Source organism: Dyella acidiphila, from assembly GCF_014863405.1.
Taxonomy (GTDB): Bacteria; Pseudomonadota; Gammaproteobacteria; order Xanthomonadales; family Rhodanobacteraceae; genus Dyella_B; species Dyella_B acidiphila.
In genome coordinates this window covers 115,769-131,817 of record NZ_JACZZA010000005.1, presented here as the reverse complement: position 1 = coordinate 131,817, position 16,049 = coordinate 115,769, and the positions used below count along the sequence as shown (strand labels likewise).

Below are 16,049 nucleotides of genomic sequence, written 5' to 3'. Positions count from 1 at the left end.
GCCGCTAGAACGACAGCAGGGCCGCGGGGAAAACGGCCCATCAGCAAAAAAATGCGATCTGAAAACAGCGTGGCCGCGGCTGCGCCGGGGGAGTCTGCATGTCTTTCGCCATTCGGCATGAAATTACGAATCGCGGCGTAGCATTTTGCTGGCGTCTGCTGGGACTGATCGCGGCGAGCCTGCTGCTGGTTCATCACCTGGATCGCACCTTCCATGACGCGCTGCATCCCGCGCTGCTATGGCGCAATGCGTTTCCGATCCTGTTGTTCGCCTTGCTGCTCTATGGCTTGTGCGGCCGCGCCATGCTCACCTTGTTGCTGAGCGGTGCACTGGCCGCGCTGGTCTACAAGATCAATACGCTGAAGTTGCGCAATATGGATTCGCCACTTACGCCCGGCGACGTGCAACTGGGTCATCAGGTGGCCGACCATATTGGTTTTTTCGCGCATTACACCGGCTATCACACTGTTTCGCTGATCGGCGAACCGCTGCTCATGCTGGTGCTGGCAGTTGTGCTGTGGCGCGTGGAAACGCCGCGCTATCGCCCGCGCTGGCTGACGCGACTGGGTCTGGTGGTGTTGTCGCTGGGCGTGTTCTATGCGCTGCTGCACGGCCTGCGCCCGTGGCGCGAGCTGTATTCGGATCGGGACCTCACCACCTATCAGCAATGGAATCCGGTCTACAGCGCGCAGAGCCTGGGCATGCTGGCCGCTTTCGTGCGCATGTACCAGGACATGCAGGTGCGTGTGCCGCCACCGGACAAACAGCAGGTGGCTGCGTTTGCCAGCCATAACGCACAGGAAATCGAGCAGCGTCAGACGCGTGCCTTGACGCAGGAACTGCCCGATATCGTGGTGGTGCAAAGCGAAGCCTTCTTCGATCCGGGCGTGCTCAAGCACGTGGAATACGGTCAGTACGATCCGAATTACCAGCGCCTCGCCGCCGGCGGCATTACCGGCAGCCTTACGACGCCGACCTATGGCGGCGGCACCATCCGCACCGAGTTCGAAACGCTTACCGGTTATCCGATGCTGGCTTTTCCCAGCGTCCAGTATCCGTACTTCGGCCTCGCCGCGGGCTGGATGCCGACCGTACCGCATCGCCTGCAACAGTTCGGCTACAGCACCACGCTGTTCCATCCTTACGAGGCGCAGTTCTGGAATCGCGAGCAAGTGATGCCGGAGCTCGGCTTCCAGCACATGTATTTCCAGAATTCGTTCAAGGATGCCAAGTACGCCGGCATCTATATTTCCGACCGCTCGCTGTTCAAGCGCGTGCTGGCCTATATGGATCAAGACGACAGCAAGCCGCGCTATACCATGGTGATCACCATGGAAAACCACGGCGACTGGGATCGCGATCCGGGCGACCTGGCCCAGGTGTTGCGCGAACATCCGCTGCCGCCTGGCCTGTCTTCGCAGGGGCAGGAGGAAATGACTTACTACGTATCGCACCTGATCCATGGCGATGCCGCATTGGCGGATTTCGCGAACAAACTGCTGGCGCGCCCGCGCTGGACCCTGCTGTTGTTCTACGGCGATCATCTGCCGGCGTTGAGCGCGGCGTATGCGGATCTTGGTTTCGACGACGACAAGACTGCGCCGGAAGAGCATACGCGCTTCATGCTGCTGTCCAACCGGCCGTTCAATCCCGCCCAGCCGCGCCAGGTGAATCTGGCTGCCTACGATTTGCCCGGGCTGCTGTTCGACACGGCAGGCCTGCCCGAAGACGGCTACTTGGCGATCGCGTCGACGATCCGCCATGCCAAGGTGCGCAAGACGCTCGGCAATGATTTCAACTATGCCCGCCTGCAATTCAATGCGGCGCTGATGGAAGTGAGTTGCGGGCGCAAGCTGGATACGGCGGGGCGGTGTTCGCCCTGAGCGGAAGCGGGGTTGCTCCGGATTTGATCCGGGGTAACCCAGCCTACGTGTTTATGCGCTAATTGTTTACGCGCTCGTCACGATGGATTAACAAGCGCAAAGCGAATGTTCCTGTGCAGGAATGTCGGACTGCGGCAAATTGACGGGGATCAAATTCTTGCTGCGTTGCTTGGCTACATTGGCCAGGTGCGCGGGATGCCGTTGGGGGCGGCATCTTCCACTGCGATCGAAAGCGTGAACTCTTACCTGCACAAGGAACCCGGGGTATGGGCGTTGCGTACAGGGTGTTGTTCGTCAGCACGTTTGCATTCGTCGTGTGCTTTGCGGTGTGGATGGCCTTCGGCGTCATCGGCATTCCGATTCGCCACGAACTCAACCTCAATGCCACCGAATTTGGCCTGCTGAGCGCCACGCCCATTCTCAGCGGCGCCGTATTGCGCCTGCCGCTGGGCATCTGGACCGACCGGTTCGGCGGCCGCAGCGTGATGACCATTCTGCTGCTGGTGGCAGCCGTGCCCGTATGGTTGGTGAGCTATGCCGCCGTGCTGTGGCAGTTCCTGGCCATCGGCCTGTGCCTGGGTGCGGTAGGCGCTTCGTTTGCGGTGGGCACGCCGTATGTGGCGCGTTTCTTTCCGGCCAGTCGGCGCGGTTTTGCGATGGGATTTTTCGGCGCAGGTACAAGCGGCGCCGCGCTCAACATGTTCGTGGCGCCGGCCATCGTGGATGCGATGGGCTGGCGCGCGGTGCCGCGCATTTATGCGGTTGCCTTGCTGGTCACGGCGGTGTTGTTCTGGCTGCTGTCGGCACCCGATCCGGGCGCAGGCGGCAATAAGGGGACGAGCCTGAAGCAGCAGTTCCAGGTGCTGCGCGATCCGCGTGTGTGGAAGTATTGCCAGTATTACTCGCTGACCTTCGGTGGCTTTACCGCCTTGTCGGTGTGGATGCCGCAGTACTACGCCGGCGAATACGGCCTGGGCATTGCCAGTGCCGCAGCGCTGGCGGCGTGTTTTTCGCTACCGGCGGGCGTGCTGCGTGCGGTGGGCGGTGCACTGTCCGATCGCGTCGGTGCGCATGCGCTGACCTGGTGGGTGCTGTGGCTGGCGTGGATTGCGCTGTTCCTGCTGTCGTACCCGCAGACGCAATTGATCGTGCAGACCATCCGCGGGCCATCGAGCTTCCATATCGGCCTCAATGTGTGGATCTTCACGCCCTTGCTGTTTGTGCTGGGCGTGGCCCTGGCCTTTGGCATGGCCTCCACTTTCAAATACCTGGGCGACGATTTTGCGCAGACGCTGGGTATCGTCACCGGCATCGTCGGCCTGGCCGGCGGCCTCGGCGGTTTTCTGCTGCCGATTCTGTGGGGCGGCTTGCTGGATCTGCTCGGCATCCGCTCCAGCGCCTTCATGCTGTTGTACGGCATCGTGTGGGTGTCGTTGATCCTGATCTATTTCACCGAAGTGCGTCGGATCGACATCCGCGGACGCGGAGCCGCACCGCCGCCATCGTGAGCCGTTCACCTGGAGCAAGCCATGAGCCATTTCCTCGACCGGCTGCGCTATTTCTCGCAACGGCGCGAACCTTTCGCCCACGGCCTGGGCGAAGTGCGCGTGGAGAATCGGCAGTGGGAAGACGGTTACCGTAGCCGCTGGCAGCACGACAAGATCGTGCGCTCCACCCACGGTGTGAACTGCACCGGTTCGTGCAGTTGGAAGATCTACGTGAAGGGCGGGGTGGTGACCTGGGAAACGCAGCAGACCGACTACCCGCGCACGCGCGCCGACATGCCCAATCACGAGCCGCGCGGCTGTTCGCGCGGTGCGTCTTATTCCTGGTACCTGTACAGCGCCAACCGGCTGAAGTATCCGATGGTGCGCGGTCGTCTGCTGCGGCGCTGGCGCGAGGCGCGCAAGACGCTGGCGCCGGTGCCGGCATGGGCAGCACTGATGGCCGATCCGCAGGCCAAGGATTACAAGGCCGCACGCGGCCTCGGCGGCTTTGTGCGCGCCAGCTGGGACGAAGTGCTGGACATGGTGGCGGCGGCCAATGTGCATACGGTGAAGCAGCATGGACCGGACCGGGTAGTTGGCTTCTCGCCCATTCCCGCCATGTCGATGGTGTCGTATGCGGCCGGCGCGCGTTATCTGAGCCTGATCGGCGGCACGCTGCTGTCGTTCTACGACTGGTATTGCGATCTGCCGCCGTCGAGTCCGCAGACCTGGGGCGAGCAGACCGACGTGCCCGAATCGGCGGACTGGTACAACGCTGCCTATATCATCGCCTGGGGCTCGAATGTGCCGCAGACGCGCACGCCCGATGCGCACTTTTTTGTGGAGGCGCGCTACAACGGCACGCGCGTGGTGGCGGTGACGCCCGACTACGCGGAAGTGGCCAAGCTTTCCGACCTGTGGCTGCATCCCAAGCAAGGCACCGATGCCGCGCTGGCGATGGCGATGGGGCACGTGATGCTGCGCGAATTCTTCCTGGATCGCCAGTGCGAGTATTTCCAGGATTACTGCCGCCGCTATACCGACCTGCCATTGCTGGTGAGCCTGCGCAGCGACGGCGAACGCTGGGTCCCCGACCGCTATCTGCGCGCCAGCGATTTTGCCGGCGCGCTGGGCAGTCCCGAGCATGCCGACTGGAAAACCGTCGGCTTCGATGCGGACGGCAAGCCGGTGGTGCCGCGCGGTGCGATCGGTTTTCGCTGGCCGGGCAAGGACAGTCCCGAACATGGCTTGTGGAACCTGGAGCAGAAGGCCGCCGACGGCACGCCGATCGAACTGGTGCTGAGCCAGCTCGACCGGCGCGACGAGACGCTGGAGGTGGCGTTTCCGTATTTCGGTGGCGTAGTGCACCAGCATTTTCAAAACAACGTGCAGGGCGGCAATGTGCTGCTGCGCAGGGTGCCTGCACGCCGCGTCGCCACGCGCGACGGCGAGCGCATGGTGGCTACCGTGTTCGACCTGCTGTGCGCGCACTATGGCCTGGATCGCGGCCTGGGCGGCGCCTGCGCGAAAAGCTATGCGGACAATGTGCCCTATACGCCGGCCTGGCAGCAGGCGATTACCGGTGTGTCGGCCGAGCATGCGATCGCCGTGGCGCGCGGCTTTGCCGAAAGCGCGGAAAAGACGCGCGGCCGTTCCATGGTGATCATCGGCGCCGGCATGAATCACTGGTTCCACCAGGATATGAACTACCGCAGCATCATCAATATGCTGATGCTATGCGGCACCATCGGTGTCTCCGGCGGCGGCTGGGCGCACTATGTAGGCCAGGAAAAACTGCGTCCGCAAACCGGCTGGACCGCACTGGCGTTTGCGCTGGACTGGATCCGGCCCCCGCGGCAGATGAACGGTACCTCGTTCTTCTACGCGCATTCGGACCAGTGGCGCTACGAAAAGCTGGATATCGACGACCTGCTGTCGCCGCTGGCATCGCGCGACAAATACGGGCATAGCCCGATCGATTGCAATGTGCGCGCCGAACGCATGGGCTGGCTGCCCTCGGCGCCGCAGCTGGCGCGCAATCCGCTGGAGGTGGCGCGCGAAGCGCTACAGTCGGGCCAGCCGCCGCGCGACTATGTGGCGCAAGCTCTGCAGTCGGGCACCCTGCGCATGGCTTGCGAAGATCCCGACGATCCCGCCAATTTCCCGCGCAATCTGTTTATCTGGCGCTCCAATCTGTTCGGTTCGTCCGGCAAGGGGCACGAATATTTTCTGCGCCATTTCCTGGGTACGCGGCATGGCCTGCAAGGCAAGGACCTGGGCGAGGAGGGCGGTCACAAGCCCGAGGAAGTCGCATGGCACGAGCAAGCACCGGAAGGCAAGCTGGATCTGGTGACGACGCTGGATTTCCGCATGTCCACTTCCTGCCTGTATTCGGACATCGTGCTGTCGACGGCATCGTGGTACGAGAAGAACGACCTCAATACCTCCGACATGCATCCGTTTATCCATCCGCTGTCGGCCGCGGTGGATCCGGTATGGGAATCGCGCAGCGACTGGGAGATTTTCAAGGCGGTGGCCAAGCGCTTTTCCGAACTCGCCGAGGGGCAGCTTGGGGTAGAGCCGGATGTCGTGCTCACGCCGATCATGCACGACACCGCCGGCGAGCTGGCGCAGCCGTTCGAGGTGCGTGACTGGAAGAAGGGCGAATGCGATTTTGTGCCGGGCGTGACGGCACCCAATATCGTGCTGGTCGAGCGCGATTATCCGGCCACCTATGCGCGCTTTACTGCCCTGGGGCCGTTGCTCGAAAAACTCGGCAACGGCGGCAAAGGCATCGGCTGGAATGCACAGCAGGAAGTGCAGGGTCTGGGCGAACTGAATTACCTGGTCGAGGATGGGCCGGCCAAGGGTCGTCCACGTATCGTCAGCGATATCGATGCGGCCGAAACCATTCTGCAGCTGGCGCCGGAAACCAACGGTCAGGTGGCGGTCAAAGCCTGGGCGGCGCTGTCGCAGATCACCGGCCGCGATCATCGCCATCTGGCCACTGCGCGCGAAGACGAAAAGATCCGCTACCGCGACATCCAGGCGCAGCCGCGCAAGATCATCAGTTCGCCGACCTGGTCCGGCATCGAGAGCGAACACGTCAGCTACAGCGCCGGCTGGACCAATATCAACGAGCTGATTCCCTGGCGCACCCTCAGCGGACGCCAGCAGTTCTACCAGGATCACGCGTGGCTGCGCGATTTCGGCGAGGGCTTTGCGCTGTACCGGCCGCCGATCGATACACGTTCGGTGGCGGCGCTGCATGGCAAGCACGATAACGGCCATGCCGAGCTGACCCTGAACTTCATCACGCCGCACCAGAAGTGGGGCATCCATTCCACTTATACCGACAACCTGCTGATGCTGACGCTTTCGCGCGGCGGCCCGATCGTGTGGCTGTCGGAAGCGGATGCGCAGCGTGGCGGCATTGTCGACAACGACTGGATCGAGCTGTTCAACATCAACGGTGCCATCACCGCCCGCGCGGTGGTGAGCCAGCGCGTGCAGGAAGGCATGGTGATGATGTACCACGCGCAGGAGAAGATCGTGAATGTGCCTGGCTCGGAAATCACCCAGATGCGCGGCGGCATCCACAACTCGGTGACGCGCACGGTGCTCAAGCCGACCCATATGATCGGCGGCTATGCGCAGCTGAGCTGGGGCTTCAATTACTACGGCACGGTCGGCTCCAACCGCGATGAATTTGTGATCGTGCGCAAGATGGCGAAGGTGGACTGGATGGATAGCGTGCAGCGCGAAGCGCGTCAGCAGAACGCATCGGCCTGAGGGGAACCAAGATGAAGATCCGCGCGCAAATCGCCATGGTGTTGAACCTGGACAAGTGCATCGGCTGCCATACCTGCTCGGTCACCTGCAAAAATGTGTGGACCTCGCGCAAGGGCATGGAATACGCCTGGTTCAACAATGTGGAAACCAAGCCGGGCATCGGTTATCCCAAGGATTGGGAAAACCAGGAGCGCTGGCAGGGAGGCTGGGTGCGCAAGCCCAATGGCCGCCTGCAGCCCAAACAGGGCGGCCGCCTGGCGGTGTTGGCCAAGATTTTCGCCAATCCGCATCTGCCCGAGATCGACGATTACTACGAACCCTTTACCTTCGACTATGAAAACCTGCAGACCGCGCCGGAGTTGCCTACCGCGCCGGTGGCGCGGCCGATCTCGCTGATCAGCGGGCGCACCATGGACAAGGTGGAGCGGGCCCGAACTGGGAGGAAATCCTCGGCGGCGAATTCAACAAGCGCAGCGCCGACTACAACTTCGAGGTAGTCCAGAAAGATATCTACGGTCAGTTCGAAAACACCTTCATGATGTATCTTCCGCGCCTGTGCGAGCACTGCCTCAATCCGGCCTGCGTGGCGTCCTGTTCCTCCGGCTCGATCTACAAGCGCGAGGAAGACGGCATCGTGCTGATCGACCAGGACAAATGCCGCGGCTGGCGCATGTGCGTGTCGGGCTGTCCGTACAAGAAGATCTATTACAACTGGACCTCCGGCAAAGCGGAAAAATGCACCTTCTGCTATCCGCGGATCGAGGCCGGGTTGCCCACGGTGTGTTCGGAAACCTGCGTGGGACGGATCCGCTACCTGGGCGTGCTGCTGTACGACGCCGATCGCATCGACGAGGCCGCCGCGGTGGAAAACCCGCACGACCTGTATCAGGCGCAGCTCGACCTGTTCCTCGATCCGAACGATCCCCAGGTGATGCGTCAGGCGCTGGCCGACGGCGTGCCTGCCGCCTGGCTGGAAGCGGCAGCGCTGTCGCCGGTCTACAAGATGGCGGTGGAATGGAAGATCGCCTTTCCGCTGCATCCGGAATACCGCACGCTGCCGATGGTGTGGTACGTGCCGCCGCTGTCGCCGATCCAGGCGCATGCCAATGCCGGCGCGATCGAAAGCCGGGACGGCGTGCCCGCGGTGGATACGCTGCGTATCCCGGTGCGCTATCTGGCCAACCTGCTTACCGCCGGCAACGAGGCCCCGGTGACCAGCGCCCTGCAACGCATGCTGGCGATGCGCGCCTGGTTCCGCATCAAGCAGCTGGGCGGCGAGCCGCCCTTGTCGTTGCTGCAACAGCATGGCCTGGACCGGTCCACGGTAGAAGCGATGCATCGCTACCTGGCGATTGCCAATTACGAAGACCGCTTCGTCATCCCAACGGCCCACCGCGAAGAGGCCGAGCATGCGTATGCACTGCGTGGCGAATGCGGCTTCAGTTTCGGTAACGGCTGCGATGGCGTGGATACCGAATCCAGTCTGTTCGGCGGACGCATGGGGCGCCGCAAGGTCATTCCGATCCGCCTGTTGGACAATCATTGAGATGCGTAGCCAACCCACCATGCTGCTGCGCGCACTGTCCGCGTTGCTTGCTTATCCAGACGCGGAGCTGCGGGCCGCGCTGCCGGACATCGAAGCGGCGATCCGTGCCGCGCAGGACCTGAAAACCGCCAGCCGCGATGGCCTGCTGGCCTTGGCGCGGGAGATTGCGCGCCGCGATGCGCTGGATGCCGAGGCGCGCTTCGTCGATCTGTTCGACCGCGGTCGCAGCACGTCGCTCAATCTATTCGAGCATGTGCACGGCGACGGCCGCGACCGCGGTCCGGCCATGCTCGATCTGCGCCAGCGCTATCTGGATGCCGGGCTGGAGCCCAGCGGCAACGAGTTGCCCGATCACCTGCCGATGCTGCTGGAATACCTCAGCTGCCGCGATGTTGCCGAAGTGCGCGAGACGCTGGGCGACTGCGCGCACATTCTGCGCTCGATCGGCAATCGCCTGCTGCACAAGCGCAGCCGTTATGCCGCGGTATTCGGTGCACTGCTGGAACTGGCGCGGGCCGAAGGGCTCGACCCGCATGCGCCGGTGCTCCCGCCGGAAGATCTGGATGCCAGCTGGGAGGAGCGGCCGGCGTTTGCCAATGACCGCGCGCCGCCTTGCCGCCCGACCGATTTTCGCCGCTGATACGTAGCGAGAGAAGAGACTGATATGAACATCGCCACCAGCCTGCAACTGTTCCTGTTCGGTATCTATCCGTATATCTGTCTTACGGTCTTGCTGCTGGGCAGCCTGATTCGTTTCGACCGCGAGCCGTACACCTGGAAAAGCGATTCCTCGCAGCTGCTGCGGGCAAGGTGGTTGAAACTCGGTTCGAACCTGTTCCACTACGGCATCCTGGTGGTGGTGATCGGACACTTCCTGGGTTTTCTGATGCCGCACTGGGCGGTCGACTGGGCGCTGAACCCGGCCCAGCACCAGCTGCTGGCGATGGCCGGCGGCGGCGTGGCCGGGGTGGTGGCGATCATCGGCCTGAGCGTGCTGATCTTCCGGCGGCTCGGCGATCCGCGCATCCGGCGCAATAGCCGCAAGTGGGATATCGCGGTGGTCATCATGCTGTGGCTGCAATTGCTGTTGGGCCTGATCACCGTGCCGCTGTCGGCACAGCATATGGACGGTGCCGAATTCGAACTGCTGACCAGCTATGTGAAAGGCATCGTCACCTTTCAGAGCGGGGTGGCTGCGCTGCTGTTGCAGACGCAGTGGGTCTACCGCGTGCATATCCTGCTGGGCTTCACCATTTTCCTGATCTCGCCGTTCACACGCATGGTGCATATCTGGAGCGGCGCCGGCACGCTGGCCTATCTGTTCCGTCCTTACCAACTGGTACGTACGCGCAAGCGGGCGGCGCATTCATGACGATCCTGGTCAACGGTATCGCGGTGCCCGCGCAGGATGACGTCTCGCCGCAGCTGGCCGCCGTGCATGAGTTGCTGCGCCAGCGTGCGCTGGCGCTGGGCTGGCTGGAACCGGATGCGGGCGCGGCGCAGATCGAGCAGGCGATCGAACGCGTATTGAGCGCGGAAGTGCAGGTACCCGCGGTCGATGACATGGCCTGCCGGCGCTACCACGCGCAGCATCTGGCGCGTTACCAGAGCGGCGAGCTGGTATTTGCGCGGCATATTCTTTTTCAGGTGACGGCGGGTACGCCGGTGGCTGCGGTACGCGCCATGGCCGAAGCGATGCTGGGCGAACTGCGCGCGCAGCCGGAATTATTTGCGGAGCGTGCGCGCAGTCATTCGAATTGCCCGTCCGGAGCGCTCGGCGGTGAACTGGGCCAGTTGCAGCGTGGATCCACGGTGCCCGAGTTCGAGCAGGCCCTGTTCGAAAGCAGCGCGGCTGGCATCCTGCCTGCACTGGTGCGGACGCGCTTCGGCTTTCATATCGTTACCGTGGAGCGGCGCGTACCTGGCCAGCAACTGCCCTACGAGCAGGTATGCGAACGCGTCGCCGACGATCTGCGCGGCGAGGCGGAGGCGCGTGCGTTGCGCCAGTACGTGCAAGTGCTGGCCGGTCAGGCCGAACTGCAGGGCGTGGAGCTTGATGCGGCGGTTTCGCCGTTGGTGCAGTAGCACGGGCAGCCGTCATTCCGGCGTGGGCCGGAATGACCGTTCTGCCACTTGAAGCGAAGCGGCATCCATACGAAACTCCCCTGATCACGTAAACGTTTACATGGCCGGCTATTTCGCCGGCCGCCATGGGAGCCGCCATGCCGAACCCGTCCTTGCTCCGCCGCCTCGCAGCTTGCGTGTGCACTGCCTTGCTGGCCGTTTCCGCCGCCGCAGGCGCTACGACCGATACGGTTGACCTGCAGGTGGACGCCACCGCCCAGGGCACGCCGCTGCCGCATTTCTGGGAGCAGATGTTCGGCTCCGGCCGCGCCTCGCTGGCATTGCGCGACGATTACCGCAAGGATCTGGATGCGGTGCATGCCGCCACCGGCTTCCAGTACATCCGCTTTCACGGCATCTTCGACCGCGATGTAGGTGTGGTGTACCGCGACGAGCACGGCAAGATCGCCTACAACTTCAGCTACGTCGACCAGATCTACGACGGTTTGCTGGAGCGTGGCGTGAAGCCCTATGTCGAGTTGGGCTTCATGCCGCCGGAACTCAGCTCCGATCCGTCCAAGCAACATGATTTCTGGTATCACCCGAACGTGATGCCGCCGCGCGATTACGCCGAATGGGATGCGATGATCCGCGCCTCTGCCCAACATCTGATCGCGCGCTACGGCCTCGATGAAGTATCCAGCTGGTATTTCGAGGTATGGAACGAGCCCAACCTGGCCTTCTGGGGCGGCTCGCCAGTGCAGCCCACCTATTTCACTTTGTACGAACACACCGCGCGGGCGCTGAAGGCGGTCAGTCCGCGCCTGCGCGTTGGCGGCCCCAGCACCGCGCAGGCGGCGTGGGTGCCGGTGTTCCTCAAGCATGTGCACGATGCCGGCCTGCCGGTGGATTTCGTCAGCTCGCATGTGTATGGCGATGACACCGCGCAGAACGTATTCCATACCGGGGAAAATATTCCGCGCGCCGACATGGTCTGCCGCGCAGTGGCGAAAGTGCACGATGAAATCGCCAAGTCGCCGTATCCCAAGCTGCCGCTGATCTTCAGCGAATACAACGCTTCCTACGCCAACCTGCCCAATGTCACCGACACCGTCTATATGGGCCCGTGGATGGCCAACACCATCCGCGAGTGCGCGGGCAAGGTGGAACTGATGAGCTACTGGTCCTTCTCCGATGTATTCGAGGAGCAGGGCGTGGTGAAGAATCCCTTCTACGGCGGTTTTGGCCTGATCGCCGAGGACCGCATCGCCAAGCCGGCCTTCAATGCCTTTGCCATGCTGCACAAGCTGGGCGATACGCAGCTGCCGCTGGCTAGCGACAGCGCGTTGGCGACGCGCCGCGCGGATGGTTCGGTGGTGCTGGCGCTATGGAACTATGCGCCGCCGGTAGGCGATACGGCGAGCTATACGCCGGGCAAGCCCAAGGGCGAAGTAAAGCATTTCGACGTGGATGTGGCGCATCTTGCCGCCAGTGCGAAGGCGACGGTGTGGCGGCTGGACGAGCAGCACGGCAATGCGGTGGCACTGTTCGACCGGATGGGGCGGCCGGATTTCCCCAGTCGCGAACAGATCGTGCAACTGCGCGAGGCAGGGCAGATGGCGGCCGCGGAATCGGTGGCGCTGCGGGATGGGCACCTGGTGCTCGATATTCCGCCGCAGGGCCTGGTGGTGGTGGAATTGCATTGATGCTGCGCGCCGTGCTCTTTCCGCTTCGACGCTGACCATTCGCTGCCCGATAACTCGTCGTCCCGGCGCAGGCCGGGATCCAGCGTCTTTACCGTCTCACCTCACTGGGTCCCGACCTTCGCCGGGAGGACGGGGCCGGGGGCTCGATCTTCGAGTGCAGCCCCGTTGCTCCTGATCACCCCGGCATAAAACTTCGCCGATGCCTTGGGCGTCCGCTTCAATGTGGCAAAGTCCACGTGATAAAGCCCGAAGCGCTTGGAAAACCCCAGCGACCATTCCAGGTTGTCCAGCAGCGACCACGCGTAATACCCGCGCACGTCCACGCCGGACTGGATCGAGGCATGCAGTGCGCGCAGATGCCGGCGCAGATAATCCACGCGCAGCGGATCCTCCACTACCTCGGTATATGCCACCGGTGCATCGTAGAAGGCCGCGCCGTTCTCGGTGATGTACAGCGGCATATCGCCATAGCGCTGCTTGAACCAGGCCAGTGTGTCGATCAGGCCCTGTTCGTAGACTTCCCAGCCGGTTTCGGTCTGGGTGGTGTTGGGCTGGCGCACCGGTGCGGCCTTCAGCGGATAGGCCGAAGCATCGTGCCGCACCACCGCACGCGTGTAGTAATTGATGCCGACGAAATCGACCTTCTGGCGGGTCAGCCGGAAATCTTCGTCGGGAAAATCGGGCCACGCATTGCCGAAGATTTCCTTCAGCTCGGCGGGATAGCTGCCGAGCAGGGCCGGGTCGGCGAACTGCTCGTTCATGTAGGCGTGCGCGCGGCGCGTCGCCGCCAGGTCGTCGGCGCTGTCGGAGGCCGGATACTTGGGCTCGATATTGAACACCACGCCGATCTCATGCTTGCCCAGTGCGCGATAGGCCTGGATGCCCGCGCCGCTGGCGCGCATCAAGTTATGCGCGGCGATCGGCGCTTCGTATTTGCTGCGATGGCCGGGCGCGAGTGCCCCATGCAGATAGCCGCCGTCGGTCACCACCCACGGCTCGTTGATGGTGGACCAGCGCTTGACCCGCCCATCCAGCGCCTTGAACAGCACACCGGCATATTCGGCGAACCAGTGCGCGATATCGCGGTTGAGCCAGCCGCCGCGGTCGTCCAGCGCCGCCGGCAGGTCCCAATGAAACAGCGTCGCATTCGGTTCGATGCCGTGTTCTAGCAATTCATCGACCAGGCGCGAATAGAAATCCAGGCCCTGCTGGTTGATGCGCCCGGTGCCGTCGGGCAGCACCCGCGCCCAGGCGATGCTGAAGCGATAGCTTTGCAGTCCCAGCGCGCGCATCAGCTGCACATCGTCTTTGAAGCGCCGGTAGTGATCGCAGGCGATATCGCCGGTGTCGCCATTGGCCATCATGCCCGGCGTATGCGCAAAGCGCTGCCAGATACTGGGGCCGGCGCCGTCGGCCAGGGGGGAGCCTTCGATCTGGTAGGCCGAGGTGGCGGCGCCCCACACGAAGTTCGCGGGAAACGAATAGCTGACGCTCATGTTGTAAAACCTTGTATGCGGCGATGCGGCTTGATGTAATCGATTACGCGACGAGAATAGTGCGGCGCAGCGCTGGTACCAAGCCGCGTGTATGCGGCCTGGTTCGTCTTTACCCGGAGTGATGCATCCCGATGGCCACCGTCAGCCTTGACCGCGTTCGCAAGCTGTATCCCAACGGCCACGTGGCCGTGGACGAAGCCAGCTTCGATATCGCCGACGGCGAGCTGCTGGTGCTGGTCGGTCCCTCCGGTTGCGGCAAGACGACGCTGCTGCGGATGATCGCCGGACTGGAGTCGATTTCGTCCGGCACCGTATCGATTGATACGCGGGTGGTCAACGAGGTTGCACCCAAAGACCGCGATATCGCGATGGTGTTTCAGAACTACGCGCTGTATCCGCATATGACGGTGGCCGAGAACCTCGGCTTCGGACTGCGCTTGCGCGGCAAGGCGCGCGCGGAAATCGACCGGCGCGTAAGCGAGGTGGCGCGGCTGCTCGAGCTGGAATCGCGGCTCGACGCACGGCCGGCGGCATTGTCGGGCGGCCAGCGCCAGCGCGTGGCGCTGGGGCGCGCGCTGGTGCGCGAGCCGAAGGTGTTCCTGCTGGACGAACCGCTGTCCAATCTCGATGCCCGCCTGCGTGCGTCGATGCGGGTGGAGATCGCACGGCTGCACCGGCAACTGGGCGCCACCATGATTTATGTCACGCACGACCAGGTCGAGGCGATGACCCTGGGGCAGCGCATCGTGGTGCTGGATGGCGGGCATATCCAGCAGATCGACACGCCGATGAACCTGTACCAGCGGCCGGCCAATCTGTTTGTCGCCGGCTTTGTCGGTTCGCCGGCAATGAATTTTCTGCGTGGCCAGCTGCGGCGCGATACGCAATGGCAGCTCGATATGGCAGGCGCCTTGCTGCCGCTGGGCGAACTGCCTGCGCAGGCGTCCGCACTGCAGGCCTGGTTGGGCCGGGAGGTTACGCTGGGCGTGCGCCCGGAACACTTGCAGCCGGTCGCGGCCGGCAACGCTGCGCTGGCCGCCACGCTCGAGGTGATCGAGCCGGTGGGCAGCGATGTGTTTCTCAATCTGCGCCATGGCGAGCACATGCTGGTGGCGCGCGTGCCGCCCGGCGAACTGCCAACGCGCGGTAGTGTGTTGCCGTTGGGCTTTGCTGCCGCGCATCTGCATTTTTTCGATGCCGCCGACGGCAAGCGCATCGCCTGACGCAGACCGGTTTGGGCGATACCGCGTCACACCGGCCTCCTAGCCCTTCACGCTGCCGAGCAGCAGGCCTTGCAGGTAATACCGCTGCAGGGCCAGGAACAACAGCAGCACCGGCAGCACGGTCACCACCGCGCCGGCCATCATCAGTTCGCTGTCCTGTGCATGTTCCCGGGCCAGCGCGGCCAGTCCCAGCGGCAAGGTTTCATGCTCCTGTCCGGTCAGCACGATCAGCGGCCACATGAAATCGTTCCATGCGGTCAGAAAGGTGAAGATCGCCAGCGTGGCCACGATCGGCTTGAGCAGCGGCAACACGATGCGCGTAAAGATATGCAGTTCGCCGGCGCCGTCGATGCGCGCCGCTTCCAGCAGCTCGTCGGGAATGCCGCGCGCATATTGGCGCACCAGAAAAATGCCGAATGCGCTGGCCATGGCCGGCACGATCACGCCGCCGTAGCTATTGACCAGGCCCAGATATTTGAACATCAGGAACAAGGGCAGCATGGCCACCTGGGCCGGAATCACCAGTGTGCCGAGCACGGCCCTGAACCATCCGCGCCGGCCGGCGAAGCGCAATTTGGCAAAGGCATAGCCGGCCATCAGATTCAGCGCCAGCGAGAGCAGGGTGATCGCCGTTGCCACCAGCAGGCTGTTGAGCAGATAGCGGCCCATGCCGGCGCGCCGGAACAGCTCGTGATAGTTGTGCAGGGTGGCGTGTGCCGGCCATAGCGGTGGCGGCAGCGTATCGGCCGCACCGGGCGGCATGAACGATGCCGACAGCATCCACAACAGCGGAAACAGCGCCACTGCCGCGGCGCCGATCAGCAAGCCGTTGATCAGCACTTTGGCCATGCG

The 16,049-nt window shown here is 63.4% G+C and carries 12 protein-coding genes; 10 read left to right on the top strand and 2 right to left on the bottom strand.

Annotation, left to right across the window (positions count from 1 at the left end):
• The first annotated feature begins 98 nt into the window (after positions 1-98).
• The 9 genes from IGX34_RS10010 (at position 99) to IGX34_RS09975 (ending at position 12,478) form a co-directional block, all read left to right on the top strand.
• Complete coding sequence (locus IGX34_RS10010; RefSeq protein ID WP_192555581.1) at positions 99-1,883, top strand: LTA synthase family protein; 1,785 nt, start codon at positions 99-101, stop codon at positions 1,881-1,883.
• Positions 1,884-2,149: 266 nt separating this feature from the next.
• Entirely contained in the window at positions 2,150-3,391 is a 1,242-nt protein-coding gene (locus IGX34_RS10005; RefSeq protein ID WP_192555580.1) for an MFS transporter, read from the top strand.
• Positions 3,392-3,412: 21 nt separating this feature from the next.
• The gene (locus IGX34_RS10000) at positions 3,413-7,162 is read left to right on the top strand and encodes a nitrate reductase subunit alpha (RefSeq protein WP_192555579.1); all 3,750 of its coding nucleotides are present in this window, start codon (positions 3,413-3,415) and stop codon (positions 7,160-7,162) included.
• Between the two features lie 11 nt (positions 7,163-7,173).
• Positions 7,174-7,659, top strand: coding sequence for a nitrate reductase subunit beta (locus tag IGX34_RS22365; RefSeq protein ID WP_274380824.1), 486 nt, complete (start codon positions 7,174-7,176; stop codon positions 7,657-7,659).
• Positions 7,608-8,708, top strand: coding sequence for a nitrate reductase subunit beta (gene narH / locus IGX34_RS09995; RefSeq protein ID WP_338015454.1), 1,101 nt, complete (start codon positions 7,608-7,610; stop codon positions 8,706-8,708). The genes IGX34_RS22365 and narH overlap by 52 nt, the downstream gene beginning before the upstream one ends.
• A gap of 1 nt (position 8,709) precedes the next feature.
• On the top strand, positions 8,710-9,348 hold the full coding sequence (gene narJ / locus IGX34_RS09990) for a nitrate reductase molybdenum cofactor assembly chaperone (protein ID WP_225737367.1): 639 nt from the start codon (positions 8,710-8,712) through the stop codon (positions 9,346-9,348).
• A 24-nt stretch (positions 9,349-9,372) separates the two neighbouring features.
• On the top strand, positions 9,373-10,080 hold the full coding sequence (gene narI, locus IGX34_RS09985) for a respiratory nitrate reductase subunit gamma (protein ID WP_192555578.1): 708 nt from the start codon (positions 9,373-9,375) through the stop codon (positions 10,078-10,080).
• A complete protein-coding gene (locus IGX34_RS09980) occupies positions 10,077-10,793 on the top strand; it encodes a peptidylprolyl isomerase (protein ID WP_192555577.1) in 717 nt (238 codons plus the stop codon). Before narI ends, IGX34_RS09980 begins: the two co-directional genes overlap by 4 nt.
• A gap of 137 nt (positions 10,794-10,930) precedes the next feature.
• Entirely contained in the window at positions 10,931-12,478 is a 1,548-nt protein-coding gene (locus IGX34_RS09975) for a GH39 family glycosyl hydrolase (protein WP_192555576.1), read from the top strand.
• 101 nt (positions 12,479-12,579) lie between these two features.
• Here the strand turns inward: IGX34_RS09975 and IGX34_RS09970 are convergent, their stop codons facing one another.
• A complete protein-coding gene (locus IGX34_RS09970) occupies positions 12,580-13,974 on the bottom strand; it encodes a GH1 family beta-glucosidase (protein WP_192555575.1) in 1,395 nt (464 codons plus the stop codon).
• A gap of 131 nt (positions 13,975-14,105) precedes the next feature.
• Between IGX34_RS09970 and IGX34_RS09965 the strand changes: the two genes are divergently transcribed.
• Positions 14,106-15,197, top strand: a complete 1,092-nt coding sequence (locus IGX34_RS09965) for an ABC transporter ATP-binding protein (protein ID WP_192555574.1) — start codon at positions 14,106-14,108, stop codon at positions 15,195-15,197.
• A gap of 39 nt (positions 15,198-15,236) precedes the next feature.
• Here IGX34_RS09965 and IGX34_RS09960 read toward each other — a convergent pair whose 3' ends face one another.
• Positions 15,237-16,046 (bottom strand): carbohydrate ABC transporter permease, encoded by an 810-nt coding sequence (locus IGX34_RS09960; protein WP_192555744.1) that lies wholly within the window; start codon positions 16,044-16,046, stop codon positions 15,237-15,239.
• Between the last annotated feature and the right edge of the window lie 3 nt (positions 16,047-16,049).